The organism is Streptomyces sp. NPDC003038 (assembly GCF_040611115.1).
Lineage (GTDB): Bacteria > Actinomycetota > Actinomycetes > Streptomycetales > Streptomycetaceae > Streptomyces.
In genome coordinates this window covers 173,084-196,187 of record NZ_JBEXNN010000012.1, presented here as the reverse complement: position 1 = coordinate 196,187, position 23,104 = coordinate 173,084, and the positions used below count along the sequence as shown (strand labels likewise).

Sequence of the window (23,104 nt, the reverse complement as noted above, 5' to 3'; positions counted from 1 at the left end):
AACGGACGCTTCCTTTGTACTCACCTCAGCACATCGGCTGAAGCTTTCCTCCGGGCTTCGTTCTTCATTCTTCGTTTCCGACTCTATCAGATCCTCGCGGACCCGACTTCCTCGGTGCTTTCCAGGTTCCCGCTTTCGCGTTTCCCTTTCCGGCGATTCCGACTCTATCAGATTCCATTCCCTGCCGTTTCCGGCTGGATTCGAATTCCGATGGCCTGCGGAGGGCCTTTCCCTTTCGGGTGGATCAGACTTTATCAGGTCTCCCTGGCGTCTTCATTCCCGCCCGCCCGCATGACCCGTCCGGGCACACGTGTGTGCCGGGGTGCCGTGCGAGTGGAGACGCAAACGTACTGGAGCGGGGCCCCCGGATGCAAATCCGGTTGCCCCGCTCCAGGTCGGGCGCTACGGAGGAGGTCAGACCTCGACCACGACCGGGAGGATCATGGGGCGGCGGCGGTAGCCGTCGGAGACCCACTTGCCCATCGTGCGGCGGATCAGCTGCTGGAGCTGGTGCGGCTCGGCGACGCCGTCCGCGCCCGCGCGGGCGATGGCTTCCTCGATCTTCGGCAGGACCGCGGCGAAGGCCGAGTCCTCGATGCCGGAGCCGCGGGCCTGGATGCTCGGGCCGCTGACGACCTTGCCCGTGGTGCTGTCGACCACGACGTAGACCGAGATGATGCCCTCTTCGCCCAGGATGCGGCGGTCCTTGAGGTGGACCTCGGTGACGTCTCCGACCGAGAGGCCGTCCACGTACACGTATCCGGCCTGCACCTTGCCCGAGATCCGGGCCTTGCCGTCGATCAGGTCGACGACCACGCCGTCCTCGGCGATGACGATGCGGTCCTTCGGAACGCCCGTCAGGGCACCGAGCTCGGCGTTGGCGCGCAGGTGGCGCCATTCGCCGTGGACCGGCATGAGGTTCCGCGGCTTGCAGATGTTGTAGAAGTACAGCAGCTCGCCCGCGGAGGCGTGGCCGGACACGTGCACCTTGGCATTGCCCTTGTGCACGACGTTGGCGCCCCAGCGGGTCAGGCCGTTGATCACGCGGTAGACCGCGTTCTCGTTGCCCGGGATCAGGGACGACGCCAGGATCACGGTGTCACCCGGGACGATCCGGATCTGGTGGTCGCGGTTGGCCATGCGGGACAGGGCCGCCATCGGCTCGCCCTGGGAACCCGTACAGACCAGGACGACCTCGTGGGCCGGCAGGTCGTCGAGGGTCTTCACGTCCACGACGAGGCCGGCCGGGACCTTCAGGTAGCCGAGGTCGCGGGCGATGCCCATGTTGCGGACCATCGAGCGGCCCACGAAGGCGACCCTGCGGCCGTACTCGTGCGCGGCGTCGAGGATCTGCTGGATGCGGTGCACGTGGCTGGCGAAGCTGGCCACGATGATCCGGCTGTGGGCGTTCGCGAAGACCGTCCGCAGGACGTTCGAGATCTCGCGCTCGGGCGGGACGAAGCCCGGGACCTCGGCGTTCGTCGAGTCGGAGAGGAGGAGGTCGATGCCCTCTTCGCTCAGACGCGCGAATGCGTGCAGGTCCGTGAGGCGGTTGTCCAGCGGGAGCTGGTCCATCTTGAAGTCACCCGTGGCGACGACCAGGCCCGCAGGGGTGCGGATGGCGACGGCCAGGGCGTCGGGGATGGAGTGGTTGACCGCGATGAACTCGCAGTCGAACGGGCCGAGGCTCTCGCGCTCGCCTTCCTTCACCTCAAGGGTGTAGGGGCGGATGCGGTGCTCCTGGAGCTTCGCCTCGATGAGGGCCAGCGTCAGCTTGGAGCCGATCAGCGGGATGTCCGGCTTCTCCCGGAGGAGGAAGGGGACGGCGCCGATGTGGTCCTCGTGGCCGTGCGTGAGGACGATGCCGTCGATGTCGTCGAGACGATCCCGGATGGACGTGAAGTCCGGCAGGATCAGGTCGATGCCCGGCTGCTCCTCCTCGGGGAAGAGGACGCCGCAGTCGACGATCAGGAGGCGACCGTCGAACTCGAAGACGGTCATGTTGCGGCCGATCTCGCCGAGGCCACCCAGGGGGGTGACCCGCAGGCCGCCCTTGGGCAGCTTCGGCGGCGGACCGAGTTCAGGATGCGGATGGCTCAAAAGTATCTCCTCACCACGCGCGCCACGTGCCCCGAAGGCACGTGGCGCGCATGTCATTCGTGCACTTGCTCTTGTCTGTTTCGGTCTTGCTTATTCAGTTGTGAAGTCTGTTGTCAGAGCTGTACCCCACCGGCGGCAAGATCGATCTTGAGCTGGGCCGTCTCTTCGTCGGTCAGCTCCACCAGCGGGAGTCGCAGCGGGCCCGCGGGCAGGCCCCGCAGGTTCAGCGCGCCCTTGGTGGTCATCACGCCCTGGGTACGGAACATGCCGGTGAAGACCGGGAGCAGCTTCTGGTGGATCTCGGCGGCCTTCTGGACGTCGCCGTCCAGGTGGGCCTCCAGCATGGCGCGCAGCTCGGGGGTGACCACGTGGCCGACGACCGAGACGAAGCCGACCGCGCCGATCGACAGGAGGGGCAGGTTCAGCATGTCGTCGCCCGAGTACCAGGCCAGGCCGCTTCGTGCGATGGCCCAGCCGGCGCTGCCGAGGTCGCCCTTGGCGTCCTTGTTGGCCACGATACGGGGGTGCTCGGCCAGCCGGACCAGGGTCTCGGTGTGGATCGGGACACCACTGCGGCCCGGGATGTCGTAGAGCATGACCGGCAGCCCGGTGGCGTCCGCGATCGCCGTGAAGTGCCGGTAGAGGCCCTCCTGCGGCGGCTTGCTGTAGTACGGCGTCACGGCGAGGAGGCCGTGGGCGCCGGTCCGCTCGGCCTCGCGGGCGAGCTCGAGCGTGTGGCGGGTGTCGTTGGTACCGATGCCGGCGACCACGTGGGCGCGGTCTCCGACGGCTTCGAGCACGGCTCGTACGAGGTCGTTTTTCTCCGCGTCGGTGGTGGTCGGCGACTCGCCGGTGGTGCCGTTGATGATCAGGCCGTCGTTGCCTGCGTCCACCAGGTGGACGGCGAGCTGCTGCGCGCCGTCGAGGTCGAGTGCGCCATCCGCCGTAAACGGCGTGATCATGGCGGTGAGGACCCGCCCGAAGGGGGTCTGCGGAGTCGAGATCGGAGCCATGGGTAACACGCTACTCGCTGCCATGCTCGCGGTGTCCCCTCGGGGGACGTCAACAGGGTGTTGGACACCGGCACTGCCTGCTCGGGGGTTCAGGCAGTGCCGGGTCCGTTTGATCAGCCTAGATGAACTTTACGAAACGCCGCAATACGGACACTTGGGACTTAACTTCGTACATATGTACGTCCCGGGTGCATCGACCCTTTACGGGGCAACGCGACCGTTGCCGTTGAAGGCCGCGTACGTGAGCGGCATGAGCTTCGCCCAGTGCTGCTCCATCTTCTCGCCGACCATCTCGATCTCCCGCTGCGGGAAGGACGGGACGGCCGCGAGCTCGTGCTGCGTACGCAAGCCCAGGAAGTGCATGAGCGAGCGCGCGTTGCAGGTGGCGTACATCGACGAGAAAAGACCGACCGGCAGGACCGAACGGGCAACCTCGCGGGCGACGCCCGCCGCGAGCATCTCCTGGTAGGCCTCGTAGGCCTCCCGGTACGCGCTCTCCATGACCCGGCCCGTCAGCTCCTGCTGCGCCTCGGTCCCCTCGACGAAGACGTACTTGCCGGGGCGGCCCTCCTGCACGAGCTTGCGCTCGGCGTCCGGGACGTAGAAGACCGGCTGGAGCTCCCTGTAGCGACCCGATTCCTCGTTGTAGGACCAGCCGACGCGGTGGCGCATGAACTCGCGGAAGACGAAGATCGGCGCGCTGATGAAGAAGGTCATCGAGTTGTGCTCGAAGGGGCTGCCGTGGCGGTCCCGCATCAGATAGTTGATGAGGCCCTTGGAACGCTCCGGGTCCTTCTGCAGCTCTTCCAGGGACTGCTCGCCGGCCGTGGAGACCCGTGCGGCCCACAGCACGTCGGAGTCGCTCGCGGAGTGCTTCACCAGTTCCACGGTCACATCACTGCGGAAGCTGGGTTTCAGATCTGAAGCGGCGGTTTCGCTCACCGGCGGTCCTTCCAAACGTGCGTTACCTGGGGCGCGCCCAACTCTACGTCGCCCTCCGCGGCCCACCGCGCAAACCCACTCGGGTCCAGAACCACCCGGACAGCTGACGGGGCGCCATGAAATTCGGTTGATGTGCCGGATTCCGGCACCGATCGGGCGGCTCGTACGTCCTACAAGGGGAGAAGACACATCCGCCTGGCACACCGCTCCAGGGCCCTGATCGTGAGGAGAGTCGCTCCATGTTCCTCCGGCGCGAACCCGTCCCGTTCGCCTTCGTCGCCGAAACCGACCGTTTCCGCAGTAACGTCACTCCGCCGCCGCGCGAGCGTCTGGGCAAGACCCAGATAGCCGCCCGTAGTCTGGTCGGACTGACCGTGGTGGCGGGGCTCGTCGGCTCGCTGCTCTTCGGCATGCCAGCACTGCAGCCGAGCAAGGCAACCGCGACGTCGCAGCAGTCGGAGGCGTCCGAGGGGCGGTAGCCTCACGGGCACAGCCCAACCGAACGTGCACGTGAGTGAGGTCCAGCCGTGCCCCTGCCCTTCCTGTCGGCCGACGGCGTCTTCGACGCGGATGACGCCGGCGACGAGGTACTGGCCCATGCCGATCACGACCGCTGGCAACGGCCCTACCGCCCCGGTCCATGGCGGGTGGCCATCGCCGCGGTACTGCTCCTGCTGTCCGCCTTCATGCTGCTGGCCACGATGATCATCGCCTTCGCCGGCACCTGGGCGGGGGCCGGCGTCTGCCTGGCCGCCGCGCTCTGCGTCGTCGGCGCGGCGGTGCGGATACTGCGCGCGGGCGTCTGGGTGAGCCCTACGGGGCTGCGCCGCGTCGGGCTCTTCGGGACCCGTTCGATCGCGTGGAGCGAGATCGTCGAGGTCCGTACGGTGCAGCAGCCGGTGCGCTGGCTCGGGCTGCCGAGGACCGTGCAGGGGCAGGCGCTCACGGTGGCCGGACGCGGCGGCGCCCAGCTGCCGGTCCTCATGACCGACCACAACGCCGACTTCCTGTCGCGGACCGAGGCCTTCGACCGGGCGGCCGACACGGTCGAGGCCTGGGCCGAGGAGTACCGGCCCGTGTCCGCCTGACGGAGGGGAACGGGCCGGCGGGGCCGCCCGTACGGGTTCAGGCCCGTACGGGCCCTTCCTGTACGGGCACCGCGTCGTGCAGGGCGATCGCCCGCTGCATGGCCTTGCGCGCCCGCGGGGTGTCGCGGGCGTCGTGGTAGGCGACGGCGAGGCGGAACCAGGTGCGCCAGTCTCCCGGCGCGTCCTCGGTCTCGGCCTTGCGGCGCGCGAAGACCTCGTCGGCGGAGTCACGCAGGATCCGGCCGTACGTGTCGCGCTCCAGCTCGTCGACGGGAAGTCCGCCCTCGGCCTCCAGCTCGGCTCCGAGCCGGTTGGCCTTGGTGACGAACCGCGTGTTCTTCCAGAGGAACCAGGCACCGATGACCGGCAGGATCAGCACGGCCACCCCGAAGGTGACGGTGAGCCAGGTGCCGTGGCGGATCAGCATCAGGCCCCGGCTGCCGGCCAGGACGAAATAGACGACCAGGACGGCGGCCGTGAGGAAGTACGTGATCTTCGCGCGCATGACGTCGAATCAGCCCAGGTCGAGGAAGTTTTCCAGGCCGAAGGTGAGGCCCGGGGTCGTCACGACACGGCGCGCACCGAGCAGGATGCCCGGCATGAAGCTGCTGTGGTGCAGGGAGTCGTGACGGATGGTCAGGGTTTCGCCCTCGCCGCCGAGGAGCACCTCCTGGTGGGCCAGCAGGCCGCGCAGGCGGATGGCGTGCACCGGGACGCCGTCGACGTCCGCGCCGCGCGCGCCGTCGAGGGCGGTCGTGGTGGCGTCGGGCTGCGGGGCGCGGCCGGCCTCGGCGCGGGCGGCCGCGATGAGCTGCGCCGTACGGGTCGCCGTGCCGGAGGGCGCGTCGACCTTGTTCGGGTGGTGCAGCTCGACGACCTCGACGGACTCGAAGTACCGGGCGGCCTGCGCGGCGAACTTCATGGTGAGGACGGCGCCGATGGAGAAGTTCGGGGCGATGAGCACACCCGTCTCCGGGGAGCCCTCCAGCCACGTGTTCAGCTGGGCGAGGCGGTCCTCGGTCCAGCCGGTGGTACCGACGACGGCGTGGATGCCGTGCCGGATGCAGAAGTCGAGGTTGCCCATGACGGAGGCGGGGGTGGTCAGCTCGACGGCGACCTGGGCGCCGGTCTCGGCCAGGGTCTCCAGCTTGTCGCCGCGGGTGAGGGCGGCGACCAGTTCCATGTCATCGGCGGCCTCGACGGCCCGGACGGCTTCGGCGCCGATGCGCCCGTGGGCGCCGAGAACCGCGACCCGCAGCTTGCTGCTCATACTCCTGCTTCCTTCGCTTCCTGTCGTACGGGCCGGACGCCGGCCGCAGCCGGCGTCCGGTCGCGTGCTTCGCGTCAGGCCACGGCTTCGTCGAGGCGGGCGGCCTGCTTTTCCTTCAGCGGGCCTATCACCGCGAGCGAGGGCCGCTGGGTCAGTACATCCTGTGCGACCGAGCGGACGTCGTCCGGGGTCACCTCGGAGATCCGGGCCAGCATGTCGTCGACCGACATCTGGTCGCCCCAGCACAGTTCGCTCTTGCCGATGCGGTTCATGATCGCGCCGGTGTCTTCGAGGCCGAGGACGGTGGAGCCGGAGAGCTGGCCGATCGCCCGCCTGATCTCCTCGTCGCTGAGCCCGTCCGCTGCGACCTTGTCGAGTTCGTCGCGGCAGATCCGCAGCACGTCGTGGACCTGGGTGGGCCGGCAGCCCGCGTACACGCCGAAGAGGCCGGTGTCGGCGAAGGCCGAGGTGTACGAGTACACGCTGTAGGCCAGGCCGCGCTTCTCCCGGACCTCCTGGAAGAGGCGGGAGGACATGCCGCCGCCGAGGGCGGTGTTCAGTACGCCCATCGCCCAGCGGCGATCATCGGTGCGGCCGAGGCCGGGCATGCCGAGGACCACGTGGGCCTGCTCGGTCTTGCGGCCCACCAGATCGACGCGGCCGGCGGTGCGGATGCGCTTGGTGCCGGTGCGCGGGCCGACCGGTTCGGCGTCGGTGCGTCCGAGGGCGCCGGCCTTCTCGAAGGCCGCGCGGACCTGGCGTACGACCTTGTTGTGGTCGACGTTGCCCGCGGCGGCCACCACCAGGTGGGTCGGGTCGTAGTGCTTCTTGTAGAAGCGGCGGATCCGCTCGGAGCCGAGTGCGTTGATCGTGTCCACGGTGCCGAGGACGGGACGCCCCAGGGGGGTGTCGCCGAACATGGTCTGCGCGAACAGGTCGTGCACGCAGTCGCCCGGGTCGTCCTCGGTCATGGCGATCTCTTCGAGGATGACGCCGCGCTCGGCGTCGACGTCCTCCTCGCGGATCAGCGAGCCGGTGAGCATGTCGCAGACGACGTCGATCGCCAGCGGCAGATCGGTGTCGAGCACCCGCGCGTAGTAGCAGGTGTACTCCTTCGCCGTGAAGGCGTTCATCTCGCCGCCGACGGCGTCTATCGCGGAGGAGATGTCGAGGGCACTGCGCTTCTCGGTGCCCTTGAAGAGGAGGTGCTCCAGGTAGTGCGTGGCACCGTTGAGCGTCGGCGTCTCGTCACGCGAGCCCACGTGCGCCCAGATGCCGAAGGTGGCGGAGCGGACGGAGGGCAGCGTCTCGGTGACGATGCGCAGTCCGCCGGGGAGAACCGTGCGCCGGACGGTGCCGATGCCGTTCTGCCCCTTGAGGAGGGTTTGGGTACGGGCGACGGCCCGCCCCTCCGAAGAGGGGCGGGCCGTCACACGGGAACTACGCGACGTCACTTGTCGGAATCGTCCTTGTCAGTCTCAGCGTCGGCGGTCTCGCCCTCGATCACGGGGACCAGGGAGAGCTTGCCGCGGGAGTCGATCTCGGCGATCTCGACCTGCACCTTGGTGCCGACCGCGAGCACGTCCTCGACGTTCTCCACGCGCTTGCCACCGGCGAGCTTGCGGATCTGCGAGATGTGCAGCAGACCGTCCTTGCCCGGCATGAGGGAGACGAAGGCACCGAAGGTGGTGGTCTTGACGACCGTACCCAGGTAGCGCTCGCCGACCTCCGGCATGGTCGGGTTGGCGATCTGGTTGATCGTGGCGCGGGCGGCCTCGGCGGCCGGACCGTCGGCGGCACCGATGTAGATGGTGCCGTCGTCCTCGATCGTGATCTCGGCGCCGGTGTCCTCCTGGATCTGGTTGATCATCTTGCCCTTGGGGCCGATGACCTCACCGATCTTGTCCACGGGGATCTTGACGGTGATGATCCGCGGGGCGTTGGGGGACATCTCGTCCGGCGTGTCGATCGCTTCCATCATCACGTCGAGGATGTGGAGGCGGGCGTCGCGGGCCTGCTTGAGGGCCGCGGCCAGGACGGAGGCCGGGATGCCGTCCAGCTTGGTGTCCAGCTGGAGGGCGGTCACGAACTCCTTGGTGCCGGCGACCTTGAAGTCCATGTCGCCGAAGGCGTCCTCCGCACCGAGGATGTCGGTGAGGGCGACGTAGTGCGTCTTGCCGTCGATCTCCTGCGAGATCAGGCCCATGGCGATGCCGGCGACGGGGGCCTTGAGGGGCACACCGGCGTTCAGCAGCGACATGGTCGAGGCGCAGACCGAGCCCATGGACGTCGAACCGTTGGAGCCGAGGGCCTCGGACACCTGGCGGATCGCGTACGGGAACTCCTCGCGGGTCGGGAGGACCGGCACGATCGCGCGCTCGGCGAGCGCGCCGTGGCCGATCTCGCGGCGCTTGGGCGAGCCCACGCGGCCGGTCTCACCGACGGAGTACGGCGGGAAGTTGTAGTTGTGCATGTAGCGCTTGCGGGTCACCGGGGAAAGGGTGTCCAGCTGCTGCTCCATGCGGAGCATGTTCAGGGTGGTGACGCCCAGGATCTGGGTCTCGCCACGCTCGAACAGCGCCGAGCCGTGCACGCGCGGGATGGCCTCGACCTCGGCGGCGAGGGTACGGATGTCCGTGATCCCGCGGCCGTCGATGCGGATCTTGTCCTTGATGACGCGCTGGCGCACCAGGGCCTTGGTCAGGCTGCGGTAGGCGGCGGAGATCTCCTTCTCGCGGCCCTCGAAGGCCGGGAGGAGCTTCTCGGCGGCAAGCTCCTTGACGCGGTCCAGCTCGGCCTCGCGGTCCTGCTTGCCCGCGATGGTCAGCGCCTGGGAGAGCTCGCCCTTGACGGCGGCCGCGAGGGCCTCGTACACGTCGTCCTGGTAGTCCAGGAAGACCGGGAACTCGCCCTCTGGCTTCGCGGCCTTGGCGGCCAGGTCGGCCTGGGCCTTGCAGAGGACCTTGATGAAGGGCTTCGCGGCGTCGAGACCGGCGGCGACGACCTCCTCGGTCGGCGCCTCGGCGCCGTCCTTGACGAGGGCGATGGTCTTCTCGGTGGCCTCGGCCTCGACCATCATGATCGCGACGTCGCCGTCGTCCAGGACACGGCCCGCGACGACCATGTCGAAGACGGCGTCCTCGAGCTCGGTGTGCGTCGGGAAGGCCACCCACTGGCCGCGGATCAGCGCGACGCGGACGCCGCCGATCGGGCCGGAGAAGGGCAGGCCGGCCAGCTGGGTGGACGCGGACGCGGCGTTGATCGCGACGACGTCGTACAGGTGGTCCGGGTTGAGCGCCATGATCGTGGCGACGACCTGGATCTCGTTGCGCAGGCCCTTCTTGAAGGACGGGCGCAGCGGGCGGTCGATCAGGCGGCAGGTGAGGATCGCGTCCTCGGAGGGCCGGCCCTCACGGCGGAAGAAGGAGCCGGGGATCTTGCCGGCCGCGTACTGCCGCTCCTCGACGTCCACCGTCAGGGGGAAGAAGTCGAGCTGGTCCTTGGGCTTCTTCGACGCGGTGGTGGCGGACAGCACCATCGTGTCGTCGTCCAGGTAGGCAACGGCGGAGCCGGCGGCCTGGCGGGCCAGACGGCCCGTCTCGAAGCGGATGGTGCGGGTGCCGAAGGAACCGTTGTCAATGACGGCCTCGGCGTAGTGGGTCTCGTTCTCCACTAGCGTTTTCTCCATTTTCGTCGTCTCCGTCCGCCGCCCGTATGGCGGTGGACGGTTGCGGAGAAGCGCTCCTGGCGTGCGGGCCGGTCTTCGATCGAAGCACCCGGTTCGGTGCCCTCGGGGGCATTCCGGGTGCCACTACCGAGGACCGGCGGCGTAGGGAGGGCGCTCCTCCTCTTCAGTTGTGCACGTCTTCCTCAGACGGGCACGTGCGTCCGTTCCAGACTACAAAGGGTCCGGTCCGTCCCGCACGTACAGCAAAGGAGCGGCTCCCTCATGCGGGAACCGCTCCCTTCACGGCGTGTTACTTGGCGCCGGCCGCACCGCGGCGGATGCCGAGGCGCTCGACCAGCGTACGGAAGCGCTGGATGTCCTTCTTGGCCAGGTACTGCAGCAGGCGGCGACGCTGGCCGACCAGGATCAGCAGACCACGACGGGAGTGGTGGTCGTGCTTGTGCGTCTTGAGGTGCTCGGTCAGGTCCGAGATCCGGCGGGAGAGCATCGCGACCTGAACCTCGGGGGAGCCGGTGTCGCCCTCCTTGGCACCGAACTCGGTGATGATCTGCTTCTTCGTAGCGGCGTCGAGCGGCACGCGTACTCCTCGTGTTAGGTCTTCATAGCCACCGAGTGCCCCAGGTCTGTGTCTCTGGGGAGCTTCCGTAACTCGGAAGGCGGGGTCCGCTGAGCGCAGCCCCCAGAGGACTCCGGGAACGCGTACACAAACGGCCGTCACCCAGCGTACCAGGCTGCCGCTCGGCCAGGTCTCAGCTGGTGAGAGCCCGGGCCCGGGAGTAGACGTCGAGCACGGCCAGGGTGAGCGGCACCAGGCTGAGCAGCACCGCGGCCTCCGTGAGGTCGAGCAGGCGCCCCCAGAAGGGTGACAGACCCTTGCGGGGAATGACCAGCGCGATTCCGGCGAGGAGGGCCGCGCCGGCGATGACCGCGGCGGAGAGCCAGATCGTACGGAGGTCCAGGCCGCTGCGGTCGTGCTCGACGACGAGGGCCTCGACCAGGTGGAGCGGCGGGTGCAGCGCCAGACCGAGGATCAGCAGGCCGATGGCGGCCAGGCCGGCGACGAGGGCGCACACCACCTGGGAGGTGTAGCGGAAGAGACGGGCGCGCAGCAGCATGGCGAGGCCGGTGGCCAGGGCGAGCAGCCGGCCCCAGGTGTTGTCGGAGAAGCCGAGGACGGCGGCGGCGCCGACGCAGACGGCGGCGCAGCCGCCGACGAGGCCGAGCAGCATCTCGTGGCCGCGGCGGGCCTGGGCCGCGATCCGCTCGGCGTCGAGCGGGGCGCCCTGCTCGTGCTGGTCGGTGCCGGACTGGTCGCCGTACGGCTCGGTCTCGTAGCGGTCCGGGGTCTCGTAGTCCTCGGTGGCGCTCTGGGGGGCGGCGTAGCCGATGGGCAGCCGGGCGAAGCGCGCGGAGAGGCCCGGCAGGAAGGCGACGAGTCCGATCGCGACGGGCGCGCAGACGGCGGCGGTGGAGGTCGCGGAGGCCTCCGCGGTGATGGCCGCGAAGGTGGCCAGGGTTCCGGTGGCGGCGACGAAGGTGGCCGCGACGAAGGGGGCGTCGCCGCTGGGGGTGAGCGCGACCAGGGCGACGGAGGCGACCAGGACGCAGACGCAGCCGAGCAGGAACTGGAGGCGGCCGGGGCCCTGGCCCGCGGCGGGGCCGATGATGCCGGAGCCGGCGATCAGCAGGTGCGGGAGGGCGCCGAGGCCGAGTGCCACGGCGGAGCCGCGGTCCCGGTAGACCCGGGCGCGCACGCCGGCCAGGGCGGTGAGCAGGACGCCCACGGCCCCGGCGATGATGCCGGGCAGGCCGTGCATGTCGTGGCGGACCGGGTCGGCGTACCAGAGGACGAATCCCAGCAGGACGAGGAGCAGCGCGGCGCCGGCCAGGCCCGCGCCGCGCAGCATGTCGTCGCTCCAGCGGTGCCGGTCGCGGACCACGGCGGAGGCGACGGCGTCGGAGACGTCGTCGAAGACGGCGGGCGGCAGGGATTCGGCGAACGGGCGCAGGCTGAGCACCTCGCCGTCGAGGACCTGCTGGGCGGCGAGGGTGCGGGCGCCGTCCAGGACGGCGCCGGAGCGGCGTACGAGGTGGAAGCCGGTGGGGGCGCCGACGGGCTGGGTCTGCCCGGTGAGGCGCAGCAGTTCCGGATAGACGTCGGCGACGGCGATGTCCTCGGGCAGAGCGACGTCGATGCGACTGTCGGGAGCCACGACGGTGACCCTGCAGAAGCCCGTCGTTGCGGCCGTACTCACCTGTATGACCCCCTGGTTGGTTCCCGCACCGGCGGACGATTCGCGGATGCGCATGCTGCGCGCGCCACCCTACCGGCCGTATGGCCGACTGTCGGCAAGTAGGATCACCTCCCCCGGCCCACGCCGGGAGGTACCCCCGGGCGGAGGAGCCCCATGACCGCCCGGGACTTGAGGGCGCCGGTCGCGACGTCCCGTCCTTTTTCAAGGGATTGATGCTCCGGTGAGCCAGATCGTCGTCAAACGCCCGCCGCGGTCCCTGCCGCCCGAAGTGCCTTCGGACGAGCTGCGGCTGGAGGCTCCGCCGGAGCTTCCGCGGGGGCAGCAGGAGGGCATGCTGATGCAGCTCCTGCCGATGCTCGGCATGGGCTCCTCGGTCGTCTTCTTCTTCATGCCGGGTGCGGCGCCCTTCATGCGCATCATGGGTGTGCTGATGCTGGTGTCCACGGTGGGCATGGTCATCGCCCAGCTGGTGCGGCACCGGCGCGGTACGCAGGGGCAAATGGCCGATGTGCGCCGCGACTACCTCAAGTACCTCGCACAGACGCGCCGTCAGGTACGCCGGACCGCGCGGGCGCAGCGCGATGCGCAGCTGTATCTGCACCCCGCTCCCGAGCAGTTGTGGTCGGTCGTGGCCGAGGGCTCGCGCCTGTGGGAGCGGCGGGTCGGCGACCGGGACTTCGGGCAGGCCCGGCTCGGGCTGGGATCGCAGCGCCTCGCGACTCCGCTGGTGGCCCCCGACACGGCGCCGGTGGACGAGTTGGAGCCGCTGACCGCGGGCGCCATGCAGCGCTTCCTGAAGGTGCACTCCTCGCTGGACGGGCTGCCGGTGGCGGTGTCGCTGCGGGCGTTCTACCACGTGACGGTGTCCGGTGAGCCGGAGTCGGCGCGCGGGACGGCGCGGGCGCTGGTGGCGCAGCTGGCGACGCTGCACTCCCCTGAGGACCTGGTGGTGGCCGTGGTGGCCGCGCCGGGTGCGCTGGCCTCGTGGGACTGGACGAAGTGGCTGCCGCACACCCAGCTGCCCGGACAGGTCGACGGGGCCGGTACGAAGCGGCTGTTCAGCGACGACCTGGGTGAGCTGGAGGTGCTGCTGGCTCCCCGGCTGGAGGGGCGGCCGCGGTTCAGCCGGGAGGTGTCCCCGGTGCTGGACCAGCCGCACCTGGTCGTCGTACTGGACGGCGGCATGGTGCCGGCGGACTCGGCGTTCGCGGCGGCCGAGGGATTGCAGGGCGTGACCATCGTGGAGGTGGTCGCGGGTGAGCTGGACGAGCCGCGCGGCGGGCTGTCGGTCGTGGTGCGCCCGGGCCGGCTGCGCCTGGAGTCGGGCGGGGGCGTCGCGTACGAGGGCACGCCGGACACGCTGTCGCTGCCCGCGGCCGAGGCGCTGGCCCGGCAGCTCGCGCCGCTGCGCACGGGCGGCGGGGACGACGACGAGCCGCTGCTGGCCAACTTGGACTTCACGGACCTGCTGAACCTGGGCGACGCGGCCGCGGTCGACGTGGCCCGGACCTGGCGGCCTCGGTCGGCCGGTGAGCGGCTGCGCGTGCCGATCGGTGTCGGCGAGGACGGCGGTCCGGTCATGCTGGACCTCAAGGAGGCCGCGCAGGAGGGCATGGGCCCGCACGGGCTGTGTGTGGGCGCGACCGGTTCCGGCAAGTCGGAGCTGCTGCGCACGCTGGTGCTGGGCCTGGCGGTCACGCACACCTCGGAGACGCTGAACTTCGTACTCGCCGACTTCAAGGGCGGTGCGACCTTCACGGGCATGGGTCAGATGCCGCACGTGGCCGCCGTCATCACCAACCTGGCGGACGACCTCACGCTCGTGGACCGCATGGGCGACTCGATCCGCGGCGAACTGCAGCGCCGCCAGGAGCTGCTGCGCTCGGCGGGCAACTACGCGAACATCCACGACTACGAGAAGGCCCGCGCGGCGGGCGCCCCGCTGGAGCCGCTGGCCTCGCTGGTGCTGGTCATCGACGAGTTCAGCGAACTGCTGACGGCGAAGCCGGACTTCATCGACATGTTCATCCAGATCGGCCGCATCGGCCGGTCGCTGGGTGTGCACCTGCTGCTGGCCTCGCAGCGTCTGGAGGAGGGCAAGCTGCGCGGGCTGGACACGTACCTGTCGTACCGGATCGGTCTGCGGACCTTCTCGGCGGCGGAGTCGCGGACCGCGATCGGTGTGCCGGACGCCTACCACCTGCCGTCGTTGCCCGGTTCGGGCTATCTGAAGTTCGGTACGGACGAGATGACCCGCTTCAAGGCGGCGTACGTCTCGGGTACGTACCGCTCGGGCGGACCGGACCTGTCGGTGGGCCTCTTCCCGGTGGAGCGGCGGCCCGCGCTGTTCACGGCGCATCCGGTGCCGGTGGTGTACGCGGCCCCGGACCCGGCGTACCTGGTGGCGCAGACGGTGCGGGAGGACGACGCGCTGGCGGACACGGTGCTGGACGTGATCGTGAGCCGGCTGGAGGGGCAGGGGGTGCCGGCGCACCAGGTGTGGCTGCCGCCGCTGGACCAGGCGCCGCCGCTGGACCAGCTGCTTCCGGCGCTGGCGCCTTCGGCGGAGCGCGGCCTGCACGCGGAGGGGTACACGCGGCCCGGTGGGCTCGTCGTACCGCTCGGGCTGATCGACAAACCGTTCGAGCAGCGGCGCGAGGTGCTGTACCGCGACTTCTCGGGCGCGGCGGGCCACATGATGGTGGTCGGCGGTCCCCAGTCGGGCAAGTCGACCCTGATGCGGACGCTGATCTGCTCCTTCGCGCTCACCCACACCCCGCGCGAGGTGCAGTTCTACGGGCTGGACTTCGGCGGTGGCAGCCTGTCCGCGGTGGCCGAGCTGCCGCACGTGGGCGGGATCGCCTCGCGGCTGGACCCGGAGCGGGTGCGGCGCACGGTCGCGGAGGTGGGCGGCATCCTGGGCCGCCGCGAGGAGTTCTTCCGCTCGAACGGCATCGACTCCATCGGCACCTACCGGCGCCGGCGGGCCGCGGGCGAGCTGCCCGGTGAGCCGTGGGGCGACGTCTTCCTGGTCATCGACGGCTGGGGCGGCTTCCGCGGCGAGTACGCCGGCCTGGACGAGATCGTCACCGACATCGCGGCCCGCGGCCTGGGTTACGGCATCCACGTGGTGATCACCGCGGCGCGGTACATGGAGGTGCGGCCCGCGCTCAAGGACCAGATGCTGAACCGGCTGGAGCTGCGGCTCGGCGACGTCATGGACTCGGAATTCGACCGGAAGGTCGCGGCGAACGTTCCCCCGGGCATGCCGGGCCGCGGTCAGGTGGCGGAGAAGCTGCACTTCCTGGGCGCGCTGCCGCGGATCGACGGCTCGCACGACGCGGGAGACGTGTCGCAGGGCACGGCCGCCTTCGTGGCGGCGGTGAAGCAGAACTGGGCGGGTGCCTCGGCTCCCGGCGTACGGCTGCTGCCGCGGCTGCTCCACGCCGATCAGCTGCCCAAGGGCAGTGAGTACCCCGGCCGCGGGATCGCGATCGGCATCGACGAGACCGGTCTTGAGCCGGTGTTCGTCGACTTCGAGTCCGACCCCTTCCTCCTCGTCTTCGGCGAGAGCGAGTCGGGCAAGACGAATCTGCTGCGGCTCATCGCCCAGCAGATCGCGGACCGCTACTCCCCCGAACAGGCGCGCATCGTCGTGGGCGACTACCGGCGCGGCCTGCTCGGGGCGCTGCCGGAGGCGCACCTGCTGGAGTACGCGCCGATGGCCGGCTCCCTGCAGATGCACATGGAGGCACTGGGCGGGGTGTTCTCCCGGCGCCAGCCGCCGGACGACGTCACGCCGCAGCAGTTGCGCGACCGCAGCTGGTGGACCGGCCCGGACGTGTTCATCATCATCGACGACTTCGACCTGGTGGCCACGAGCCAGGGCAATCCGCTGGCGCCGCTGGTGGAGTTCCTGCCCTTCGCCCGGGACACGGGCGTCCGCTTCGTCATCGCGCGCAACTCGGCGGGCGCCTCGCGCTCGCTGTACGAACCGTTCATGCAGCGGATCAAGGAGCTTGGCGCGCAGGGCATCGTGCTGTCCGGCGACCCGTCCGAGGGTGACCTCGTGGGCAACGCGCGCCCGCGTCCGATGCCGCCGGGCCGGGCCTACTTCGTCTCGCGCAAGCGGGGTACGTCGCTGGTGCAGCTGGGGCGGGTACCGGGATCGCCCGGGATGTGAGCACCGCCGTGGGGCGGCGCCGGGTCGCCCGGGGCCGCCCGGGGCCGCCCCACGGCGCACGCTTCGGGCGGAAACCCGCCCCCGGCGGGCACCCACCACCGATAATCGGCAGCGCAGACCGTGCAACACCGCACCACCGAGGGAAAGGCCGCACATGGGCACCCAGCAGGAGAAGGACGAGCTGTACGCGCTCGACATCAGCGGCGTCGAGTGGGAGGGCCCGCCCGGGAGCAGCCCGGACGAGGAGCGGGTCGAGATCGCGCGGCTGCCCGAGGGCGCGGTGGCCATGCGGTCCTCCCTGGACCGGGACACCGTGCTGCGGTACACCGCGGCCGAGTGGGAGGCCTTCGTACTCGGGGCCAGGGACGGCGAGTTCGACCTGGACCGGCACCAGCCCTGACGGCGGCCGGACGTGACGAAGGGGCACGCCCGGTGCGGGCGCGCCCCTTCGTCACGGTGCGGACGTGTCGGCCGGCTCAGTAGGCCTCGGTGAACAGGCGCGAGGCCTTCACGTCGGTGGCGCGGTAGTCGCCCTTGCCGCGCTCGATGAGCTGGGCGACCTTCTCCAGCTGCTTCTGCATGTGCTCGGCCTTGCCCTTGTACTTCGTCTGGAGCGCGATGTACTCGGCGTGCGCCACACCGTCCCACGTGTCCGTGACGACCTTCAGGGCCTGGTCCATTTCGGCCAGGTCCTTGATGATGTTCCCGGAGACGATCCGGATGCGGTCCGCCATCTCCTGGACGCTCTCGTACCGGACCCGGGTGTGCCCGTCGTTACCCGCCATGTTCTTCTCCCTTTCACTGCGGCCAACTGGAAAACGGCGCGTTGTCAGACGTTGTTGAGTGCCGACCGGTTGGCGCTGGGCGAGTCCGCGGTGGCCGCCTTGAACGCGGCACGCACGTCGTCGTCCTGGGCGTTGCTGAGGTTCTTGGTCCCCACCACCGCGTTGTGCAGGACGCCGAGCATCCTGCGGATCTCGTCGTGATCCTCATTGACGACGTTCTGGGCGGTGATGAAGCCCGAGGCACCCACACCTGTCCAGCCCGCGCTCACCGTGGCGATGATGTCGGCAAGCTCGCGGGCCTGCTTGGTGACGGCGTTGGCCGTCATCTCGATCTTTGTCTTCGCCTGGACGACCGGATCGTCTGCAAGTCCGTAAGTGTTCGTGCTCATCCGAAGCCCCTCATTCCAATTCGCCGGCAGAACCGGCAGATTGCGTGGCGGAGCAGACATTCCAAGGCACGGCTTTGAGCCACGCGTACCCGGACATCCCCCTCCGCTTCACGCGATCCCCCGATCACACTCGTGAAGCCTGTTGTCACTCTAGTCAGTTCACGGTCCCGGCCCAACACAGGTATGCCGCTCTGCCGATGAACCGTGACTGTTCACTGCAAACGGCGTCGGCGGTTCCGGGAGTCCCGGACGACTGTCGCGGTCCCGGCGATGACGGCGATGAGGACGGCGCCGATGCCCAGGGCGTAGGTCCCGAACCGCTCCTCTCGCTCTTGCGTCGTCTCGGTCAGCCGCAGCGCCACGGCCTGCGGTGCCGACGCCGGGGGCGGGCCGGGGTCCGGGACGGGCGGCTTCGGGGGCTCGTGGTCCTGGCTGACCGCGCGCACCGGATCCACGACGCCCCATCCGACGTAGTCGTCGCGGCCCTTGACCGAGCGTTCGGCGGTGTTCTGGATCTGCCAGACGATCTGCTGCGGGGACCACTCCGGGTGCTCGGCGCGCAGCAGCGCGGCGACGCCGGCCACGTACGGCGCGGAGAAGCTGGTGCCGTTGTCGATGCACTGGCCGAAGCCGGGAACGGTGGAGACCATGTCGACGCCGGGTGCCGCGACCCCGATGAAGTCGCCGGGCTGGGAGAAGGCGGCGCGCTCGTTGTTGCGGTCCGAGGAGGCCACCGCGAGCACACCGGGGAAGGCCGCCGGGTAGGTCTTGCGCTTCTGGCCGGTCGTGCCGTCGTTGCCCGCCGAGGCCACGACCACGATCCTGGCGTCGATGGCCTTCTGGACCGCCTTGGCGAGCTCCGAGTCCGCGGACAGCGGCACGTCGGTGTCCTGGGAAACGTTGATCACGTGGGCGCCCTTGGCCACCGCGTGGTCGATCGCCTGGCTCAGTGACAGGGCGTTGCCCTTGCCCTGCCCGTCGTTCTGCCGGATCGGGATGATCGTCGCCTCCGGGGCCAGGCCGACGAAGCCGGTGCCCTGCTGGGGGCGGGCCGCGATCAGCCCGGCGACCTTGGTGCCGTGCCCGACGGTGTCGGTCGTACCGTCGCCGCCCTTGGGGTCGATGAAGTCCTTGCCGGCGCCGATGTCGACGGCCGCGCTGAGTTGCGGGTTGGCGCGGTCCACGCCGGTGTCGATGACCGCCACCCGGATGCTCTTGCCGTCCTTGCCCTTGCCCTTGGTCTGAGCCCAGAGCGTGTCGAGGAGGAGCCGCTGGAGGGCCCAGGGGCGGTCCTCGATCTGCTTCTTCATGGGGAAGGTGCACTCGCCGGCGCCGGTGAGGCGCAGGGCGTACGGGGGCTGCGGCGCGGGCGCGGCGCCGGTCGTGCCGGAGATCGCGAGGAGGGTGAGCGCGGCGGTGAGCAGCGGTGCGCGCCGCGCGGGCGGGCGACGGCGGTTCGGCGAGGTCTGCGTGGGCGTCGGCATGGGCATGGGCATGGGCGGCATCGTCACGAACCCTGGGGCTGGCGGGCGGAGTTGGTGTCCATGCGCGGGCCCTTGGAGAGGAACTCCGACCACGCGATGGGCACCATGGCCGGTGCGACGCCTCCGTAGCCGAGCCGGATCTGCGCCTGGCTGGCCTCGGGGCGGCCGTCCCCGGTCGCCTTGGCCTGCTGGTCGGGCGCGCCGATCTGCGACTGCTCGGCGTCGCTGTCGCCGTTGGCCTGGACGGCGTACCGCAGGCCGGTGTCGGTGACCAGGAAGAGGGCGCCGCCGGCCGTGGTCTGCTTGCCCTGCACCTGGGTGTAGAGCAGTCCCGAACCGGGGGTGACGTACGCGCTCGTGCCGCTGGCGGTGATGTCGATGGGGAAGCCGGAGCCGGCCCAGGTGCTCAGCGTCTGGTTGCCCTGGCCGTCGACGGCGCGCAGGACGTTGCAGACGGTGTCGCGGTCGCCGGAGCCGGTCGCGGCGGCCCCGGCGGCGGGTGCGGTGTGGTTGATCCGCTCCGTCTTCTTCTGCGGCCACTTGGTGCCGCCCAGGAACGAGGTGGCGTCGGGAAGGAGGGACTGGAGGTCGACCTCGCGCGGCTTGCCGTGCATGTTGAGGCCGTCGGTCGCCGGAGCCGAGATCAGCAGCCAGGCGATGAAGTCGGAGACCGGGGCGACCTTCCCGGGCAGCACCACGTAGTGCTGGGCGCCGCTGCCGGTCTGGGCCTTGAGCACCATGCCGACCTTGTTGTCGGCGGTGACCAGGCCCTGGACTCCGGCGTTGGCGCCGACCTGGCCGGGCAGTTGCGGGAAGGCGAGGTCCGCGCCGGCGTCGAGGGTGGCCAGCCACTGCTCGGTGACCTGCTGCGGGACGGCGCCGGTGCCCACCAGGGCGGTGGTCATCGTCCCGGCGGCCGGCGTGCCCTCCGGGAACTTGTACCTCCGGCCCGTGGAGTCGACCAGGTAGCGCTCCTTGCCCGCGCCGGTGCTCTGGACGTACAGCGCCTGGGTGTCGGTGACCTTGCGGGTGTCGTCCATCAGGCCGGCCTCGCGGTCGGCGAGGACGAAGGTGGCGGTCTGCACCCCCCGGCCGTTGCCGCCCGGCTGCTGGCAGACGGCCCAGCGCTTGGCCTTGCCGGCGTCCGCCTTGGCGGGCAGCCGGTCGGGGGCGTACGGGATGCCGATGATGGGGCCGCGCGGCGGCTTGCCGGCGTCCAGGACCTTGTCGTCGACCTGGACGACCTTGAACTTCTGCGGGTCCAGCAGCAGTCGGGCCGAGGCGAGGTTCAGCACCGGGTGGAGCCGGGTCTGGTCCTTGCCGTTCACCTTGGTCGTCAGGACCACGTACCGCGTGGTCGACTGCTTGCCGACGATCACCTGCGTACCGGGCGCCGCCCAGCCCTTGGGGGCCGTCGGCTTGAACATGCCCCAGGCCCCGAAGCCGGCCAGCACGAGCGCCCCGATGACCATTCCGGGGACGACCGCCCGCAAGGGCCGCGGCGCGCCCTCCTCGGTCCCCGTGGCGGAAGGCTGGAGGAACGCTGCCACCGTGCGCCGCTTCGCAAAGGTGTACGCGTTGAGCTCATCACGTCGTGATGCCATGACCGCCTGATTCTCCCCGCACGGCCCGCCGGTGAGTACGGTCCCCGGGCCTCGATTGTCGGACCGGGCACCTACTATGCCTCTTGACGGACGGTATGCGGGGGGCCGGGTAGGGTGACCTTGCCGCTCAGCGCCTTCCGGACCGGGGCAGTCAGGGCTTGTTGGGGTTGATTGGGGAGATTCCGGGGTCATGCGACGGGTGTCGCACAGCACCGGGACTCATGGGGTCTGGCCCCGGGAAGGGGAGGTGTGCGAGTGATGGCCACCGTGACGCAGCCGCAGACGGGCGCAGCCACATCCGCACGCGGCGGGGTGACACCGCATCCGAAATCGAGCCCGGGCCGCTTCGGCCCGTTTCGATTGCAACAGCTCGTACTGCTTCAGCTCGCCGCGGCGGCGCTGCTGGTGGCCTGGGTGGTCGAACCGCTGCTGCTGGTTCCCGCCGGTGCGCTGGCAGTCGTCCTGGTCGTCCTCGCGGTCGTACGCCGCCACCAGCGCTCCCTGCCCGAGTGGATCGGCGCCGCGCTCGCCCTGCGCGCGCGCCGGCGCCGGGCCGCGTCCCTGACCGTGCCCGCGGGCACGGAGCCGGGGCTGGCCCCGCTGGTCGAGGCCGATCCGGCACTGCGGACCCTGACGTTCAGCGACCGTGACCGGCGGCCGGTCGGGATGATAGGCGACGGCACCTTCCTGACCGCGGTCGTCCAGGTGGACATGGAAGCCACCGCGCTGCGGCCCGACCGTACGGCGCGGCCGCTGCCCCTGGCCGTCGTCCGGGACGTCCTCGAAGTGGACGGCATCCGGCTGGAGTCCGCGCAGCTGGTGCAGCACACCCAGACCGCGCCGGCCCCGCACCTGCCCGCCCAGTCGATGGCCACGCGCAACTACGCGCCGCTGCAGGCGCGGACGGGTTCCCCGGCGGTGCGGCTGACCTGGATCGCCCTCAAGCTCGATCCGGAACTGTGCCCGGAGGCCGTCACCGCCCGCGGTGGCGGACTGGCGGGCGCGCAGCGGTGTGTGGTGCGGGCGGCGGACCAGCTGGCGAGCCGGCTGGCCGGCGCCGGTTTCAAGGCCACCGTACTGACCGAGCAGGAGCTGACGGCCGCGCTGGCCACGTCCTCCTGTGCGAACCCGATGGCGATCACCCAGGCTGGGCGGTCCGCCGGCACGGGGCGGCGTACGGAGGAGACGCCGCGGACGTGGCGCTGCGACGACCGCCGGCACACAACGTACTGGATAGGCCGCTGGCCGCAGTTGGGCGGCGGCGGAGCGGCGGCGCTGCCGCAGTTCGTGGCCCTGCTGACCTCGCTGCCCGCCCTCGCGACGAACTTCAGCCTGACGATGGCCCCGGCGGAGCGCCAGGGCGTGACACTGGCCGGGTACGTACGGGTGACCGGGCGCAGCGACGAGGAACTGGTCGCGGCCCGCAGGGAGCTGGAGCGGACGGCGCGGGGCGTGAAGGCCGGGCTGGTCCGCCTCGACCGCGAACAGGTACCGGGGCTGCTGGCTTCGCTGCCGCTGGGAGGGGCGCGATGAGAGGCGGATTCGGGCTGATCGGCCCCCAGCGGGAACGGCATGTGGTGCCCGCGGCCGACTTGGACGTGCTGGCGCTGCCCATCGGGGACGACGGGGTCGTCATCGGCGTGGACTCCGAGGGGCGGCCGGCGGTGCTCGGCATCAACCGGCCGACACCGTACGAGGTGACGCTCATCGGCGGTCTGTGGACGGCGCAGGTGCTGACGCTGCGCGCGGCGGCCACGGGTGCGCGGGTGGCCGTGGAGACGGGGCGCGGGCAGGTGTGGTCCGGGCTGGCCCAGGCGGCCGGCGGCGGACAGCAGTGCGTGACGTTGCACGAGGTGGGCCGGGTGCCGCCGCAGGGCGCGTCGGCGGGCAGCCCGGTGCTGGTGGTCCGCGACTGCGGGATGCGGCCGCCGCGCGGGCGTGTGGTGGCCGGGCCGTGGCAGTCGGTGCTGACTCTGCTGCCGTATCTGAGCCCGACGGCGCCGCGGCTGCTCCAGCAGTCGTCGCTGGTGGGCGTGCAGCGGGTGTCCCCGGACGAGGCTGAGCAGATCGGCCGCCTGATGAACCTGCCGCCGTCGGCGGTGCATTCCCTGCCCACGCTGGGCGACGGGGTGACGCTGTGGTGCACGTCGCGGGACCGGCAGTTCGTGATGACGCAGGGGACCGAGGTGGAGACGGGCCTGCTGGGCGCGTCACGCCGTATCGACTGAGCACCGGCTGAGCCTTGCGCGCGGTTGCCGTTGCCCGTCGCCTGCTCGGGCCGGGCCGGCCCGGCCCGGCCCGGC

Annotated in this window: 19 protein-coding genes; 6 read left to right on the top strand and 13 right to left on the bottom strand. The window is 70.6% G+C overall.

Going from position 1 to position 23,104, the window contains the following annotated elements; all coding sequences use genetic code 11:
- Positions 1-414 precede the first annotated feature (414 nt).
- The 3 genes from ABZX75_RS18010 to thyX all read right to left on the bottom strand — a co-directional run bounded on the left by ABZX75_RS18010 (position 415) and on the right by thyX (position 4,055).
- Entirely contained in the window at positions 415-2,100 is a 1,686-nt protein-coding gene (locus ABZX75_RS18010) for a ribonuclease J (protein ID WP_355411482.1), read from the bottom strand.
- 113 nt (positions 2,101-2,213) lie between these two features.
- On the bottom strand, positions 2,214-3,113 hold the full coding sequence (gene dapA, locus ABZX75_RS18005; protein WP_355411480.1) for a 4-hydroxy-tetrahydrodipicolinate synthase: 900 nt from the start codon (positions 3,111-3,113) through the stop codon (positions 2,214-2,216).
- A 201-nt stretch (positions 3,114-3,314) separates the two neighbouring features.
- Positions 3,315-4,055 carry an FAD-dependent thymidylate synthase gene (gene thyX, locus ABZX75_RS18000; protein ID WP_355411478.1) on the bottom strand — a complete coding sequence of 247 codons (741 nt, stop codon included), beginning with the start codon at positions 4,053-4,055 and terminating at the stop codon, positions 3,315-3,317.
- Positions 4,056-4,294: 239 nt separating this feature from the next.
- Between thyX and ABZX75_RS17995 the strand changes: the two genes are divergently transcribed.
- Positions 4,295-4,534: a hypothetical protein gene (locus ABZX75_RS17995; protein WP_355411476.1), complete on the top strand. Its 240-nt coding sequence runs from the start codon at positions 4,295-4,297 to the stop codon at positions 4,532-4,534.
- Between the two features lie 48 nt (positions 4,535-4,582).
- On the top strand, positions 4,583-5,143 hold the full coding sequence (locus ABZX75_RS17990; protein ID WP_355411474.1) for a PH domain-containing protein: 561 nt from the start codon (positions 4,583-4,585) through the stop codon (positions 5,141-5,143).
- Between the two features lie 37 nt (positions 5,144-5,180).
- Here the strand turns inward: ABZX75_RS17990 and ABZX75_RS17985 are convergent, their stop codons facing one another.
- From ABZX75_RS17985 to eccD, 6 genes are all read right to left on the bottom strand, one after another.
- Positions 5,181-5,648: a hypothetical protein gene (locus tag ABZX75_RS17985; RefSeq protein ID WP_355411472.1), complete on the bottom strand. Its 468-nt coding sequence runs from the start codon at positions 5,646-5,648 to the stop codon at positions 5,181-5,183.
- Between the two features lie 9 nt (positions 5,649-5,657).
- Positions 5,658-6,413, bottom strand: coding sequence for a 4-hydroxy-tetrahydrodipicolinate reductase (gene dapB / locus ABZX75_RS17980; protein WP_355411470.1), 756 nt, complete (start codon positions 6,411-6,413; stop codon positions 5,658-5,660).
- Between the two features lie 74 nt (positions 6,414-6,487).
- Positions 6,488-7,867, bottom strand: coding sequence for a pitrilysin family protein (locus ABZX75_RS17975; protein WP_355411468.1), 1,380 nt, complete (start codon positions 7,865-7,867; stop codon positions 6,488-6,490).
- Positions 7,864-10,086: a polyribonucleotide nucleotidyltransferase gene (locus tag ABZX75_RS17970; RefSeq protein ID WP_355411496.1), complete on the bottom strand. Its 2,223-nt coding sequence runs from the start codon at positions 10,084-10,086 to the stop codon at positions 7,864-7,866. The genes ABZX75_RS17975 and ABZX75_RS17970 overlap by 4 nt, the downstream gene beginning before the upstream one ends.
- Positions 10,087-10,390: 304 nt before the next feature.
- A complete protein-coding gene (gene rpsO / locus ABZX75_RS17965; RefSeq protein WP_030011220.1) occupies positions 10,391-10,678 on the bottom strand; it encodes a 30S ribosomal protein S15 in 288 nt (95 codons plus the stop codon).
- A 172-nt stretch (positions 10,679-10,850) separates the two neighbouring features.
- Positions 10,851-12,356 carry a type VII secretion integral membrane protein EccD gene (gene eccD / locus ABZX75_RS17960; RefSeq protein WP_355411466.1) on the bottom strand — a complete coding sequence of 502 codons (1,506 nt, stop codon included), beginning with the start codon at positions 12,354-12,356 and terminating at the stop codon, positions 10,851-10,853.
- 220 nt (positions 12,357-12,576) lie between these two features.
- Here eccD and eccCa point away from each other — a divergent pair, with 220 nt between their 5' ends.
- The gene (gene eccCa, locus ABZX75_RS17955; protein ID WP_355411464.1) at positions 12,577-16,539 is read left to right on the top strand and encodes a type VII secretion protein EccCa; all 3,963 of its coding nucleotides are present in this window, start codon (positions 12,577-12,579) and stop codon (positions 16,537-16,539) included.
- A 154-nt stretch (positions 16,540-16,693) separates the two neighbouring features.
- Positions 16,694-16,939, top strand: coding sequence for a DUF397 domain-containing protein (locus ABZX75_RS17950; protein ID WP_355411462.1), 246 nt, complete (start codon positions 16,694-16,696; stop codon positions 16,937-16,939).
- A gap of 76 nt (positions 16,940-17,015) precedes the next feature.
- On the opposite strand, the gene ABZX75_RS17945 is transcribed toward ABZX75_RS17950, so the two are convergent.
- The 4 genes from ABZX75_RS17945 to eccB all read right to left on the bottom strand — a co-directional run bounded on the left by ABZX75_RS17945 (position 17,016) and on the right by eccB (position 20,801).
- The gene (locus tag ABZX75_RS17945; protein WP_355411460.1) at positions 17,016-17,324 is read right to left on the bottom strand and encodes a WXG100 family type VII secretion target; all 309 of its coding nucleotides are present in this window, start codon (positions 17,322-17,324) and stop codon (positions 17,016-17,018) included.
- 44 nt (positions 17,325-17,368) lie between these two features.
- Positions 17,369-17,713: a hypothetical protein gene (locus ABZX75_RS17940; RefSeq protein ID WP_355411458.1), complete on the bottom strand. Its 345-nt coding sequence runs from the start codon at positions 17,711-17,713 to the stop codon at positions 17,369-17,371.
- A 212-nt stretch (positions 17,714-17,925) separates the two neighbouring features.
- Positions 17,926-19,203, bottom strand: a complete 1,278-nt coding sequence (mycP, locus tag ABZX75_RS17935) for a type VII secretion-associated serine protease mycosin (RefSeq protein ID WP_355411494.1) — start codon at positions 19,201-19,203, stop codon at positions 17,926-17,928.
- Between the two features lie 17 nt (positions 19,204-19,220).
- Positions 19,221-20,801 (bottom strand): type VII secretion protein EccB, encoded by a 1,581-nt coding sequence (gene eccB / locus ABZX75_RS17930; RefSeq protein ID WP_355411456.1) that lies wholly within the window; start codon positions 20,799-20,801, stop codon positions 19,221-19,223.
- Positions 20,802-21,059: 258 nt separating this feature from the next.
- On the opposite strand from eccB, the gene eccE reads away from it, so the two are divergent.
- Both eccE and ABZX75_RS17920 read left to right on the top strand, forming a co-directional pair.
- Positions 21,060-22,334, top strand: coding sequence for a type VII secretion protein EccE (gene eccE, locus ABZX75_RS17925; protein ID WP_355411454.1), 1,275 nt, complete (start codon positions 21,060-21,062; stop codon positions 22,332-22,334).
- Positions 22,331-23,029 carry a hypothetical protein gene (locus tag ABZX75_RS17920; protein ID WP_355411452.1) on the top strand — a complete coding sequence of 233 codons (699 nt, stop codon included), beginning with the start codon at positions 22,331-22,333 and terminating at the stop codon, positions 23,027-23,029. Before eccE ends, ABZX75_RS17920 begins: the two co-directional genes overlap by 4 nt.
- Positions 23,030-23,104 lie beyond the last annotated feature (75 nt).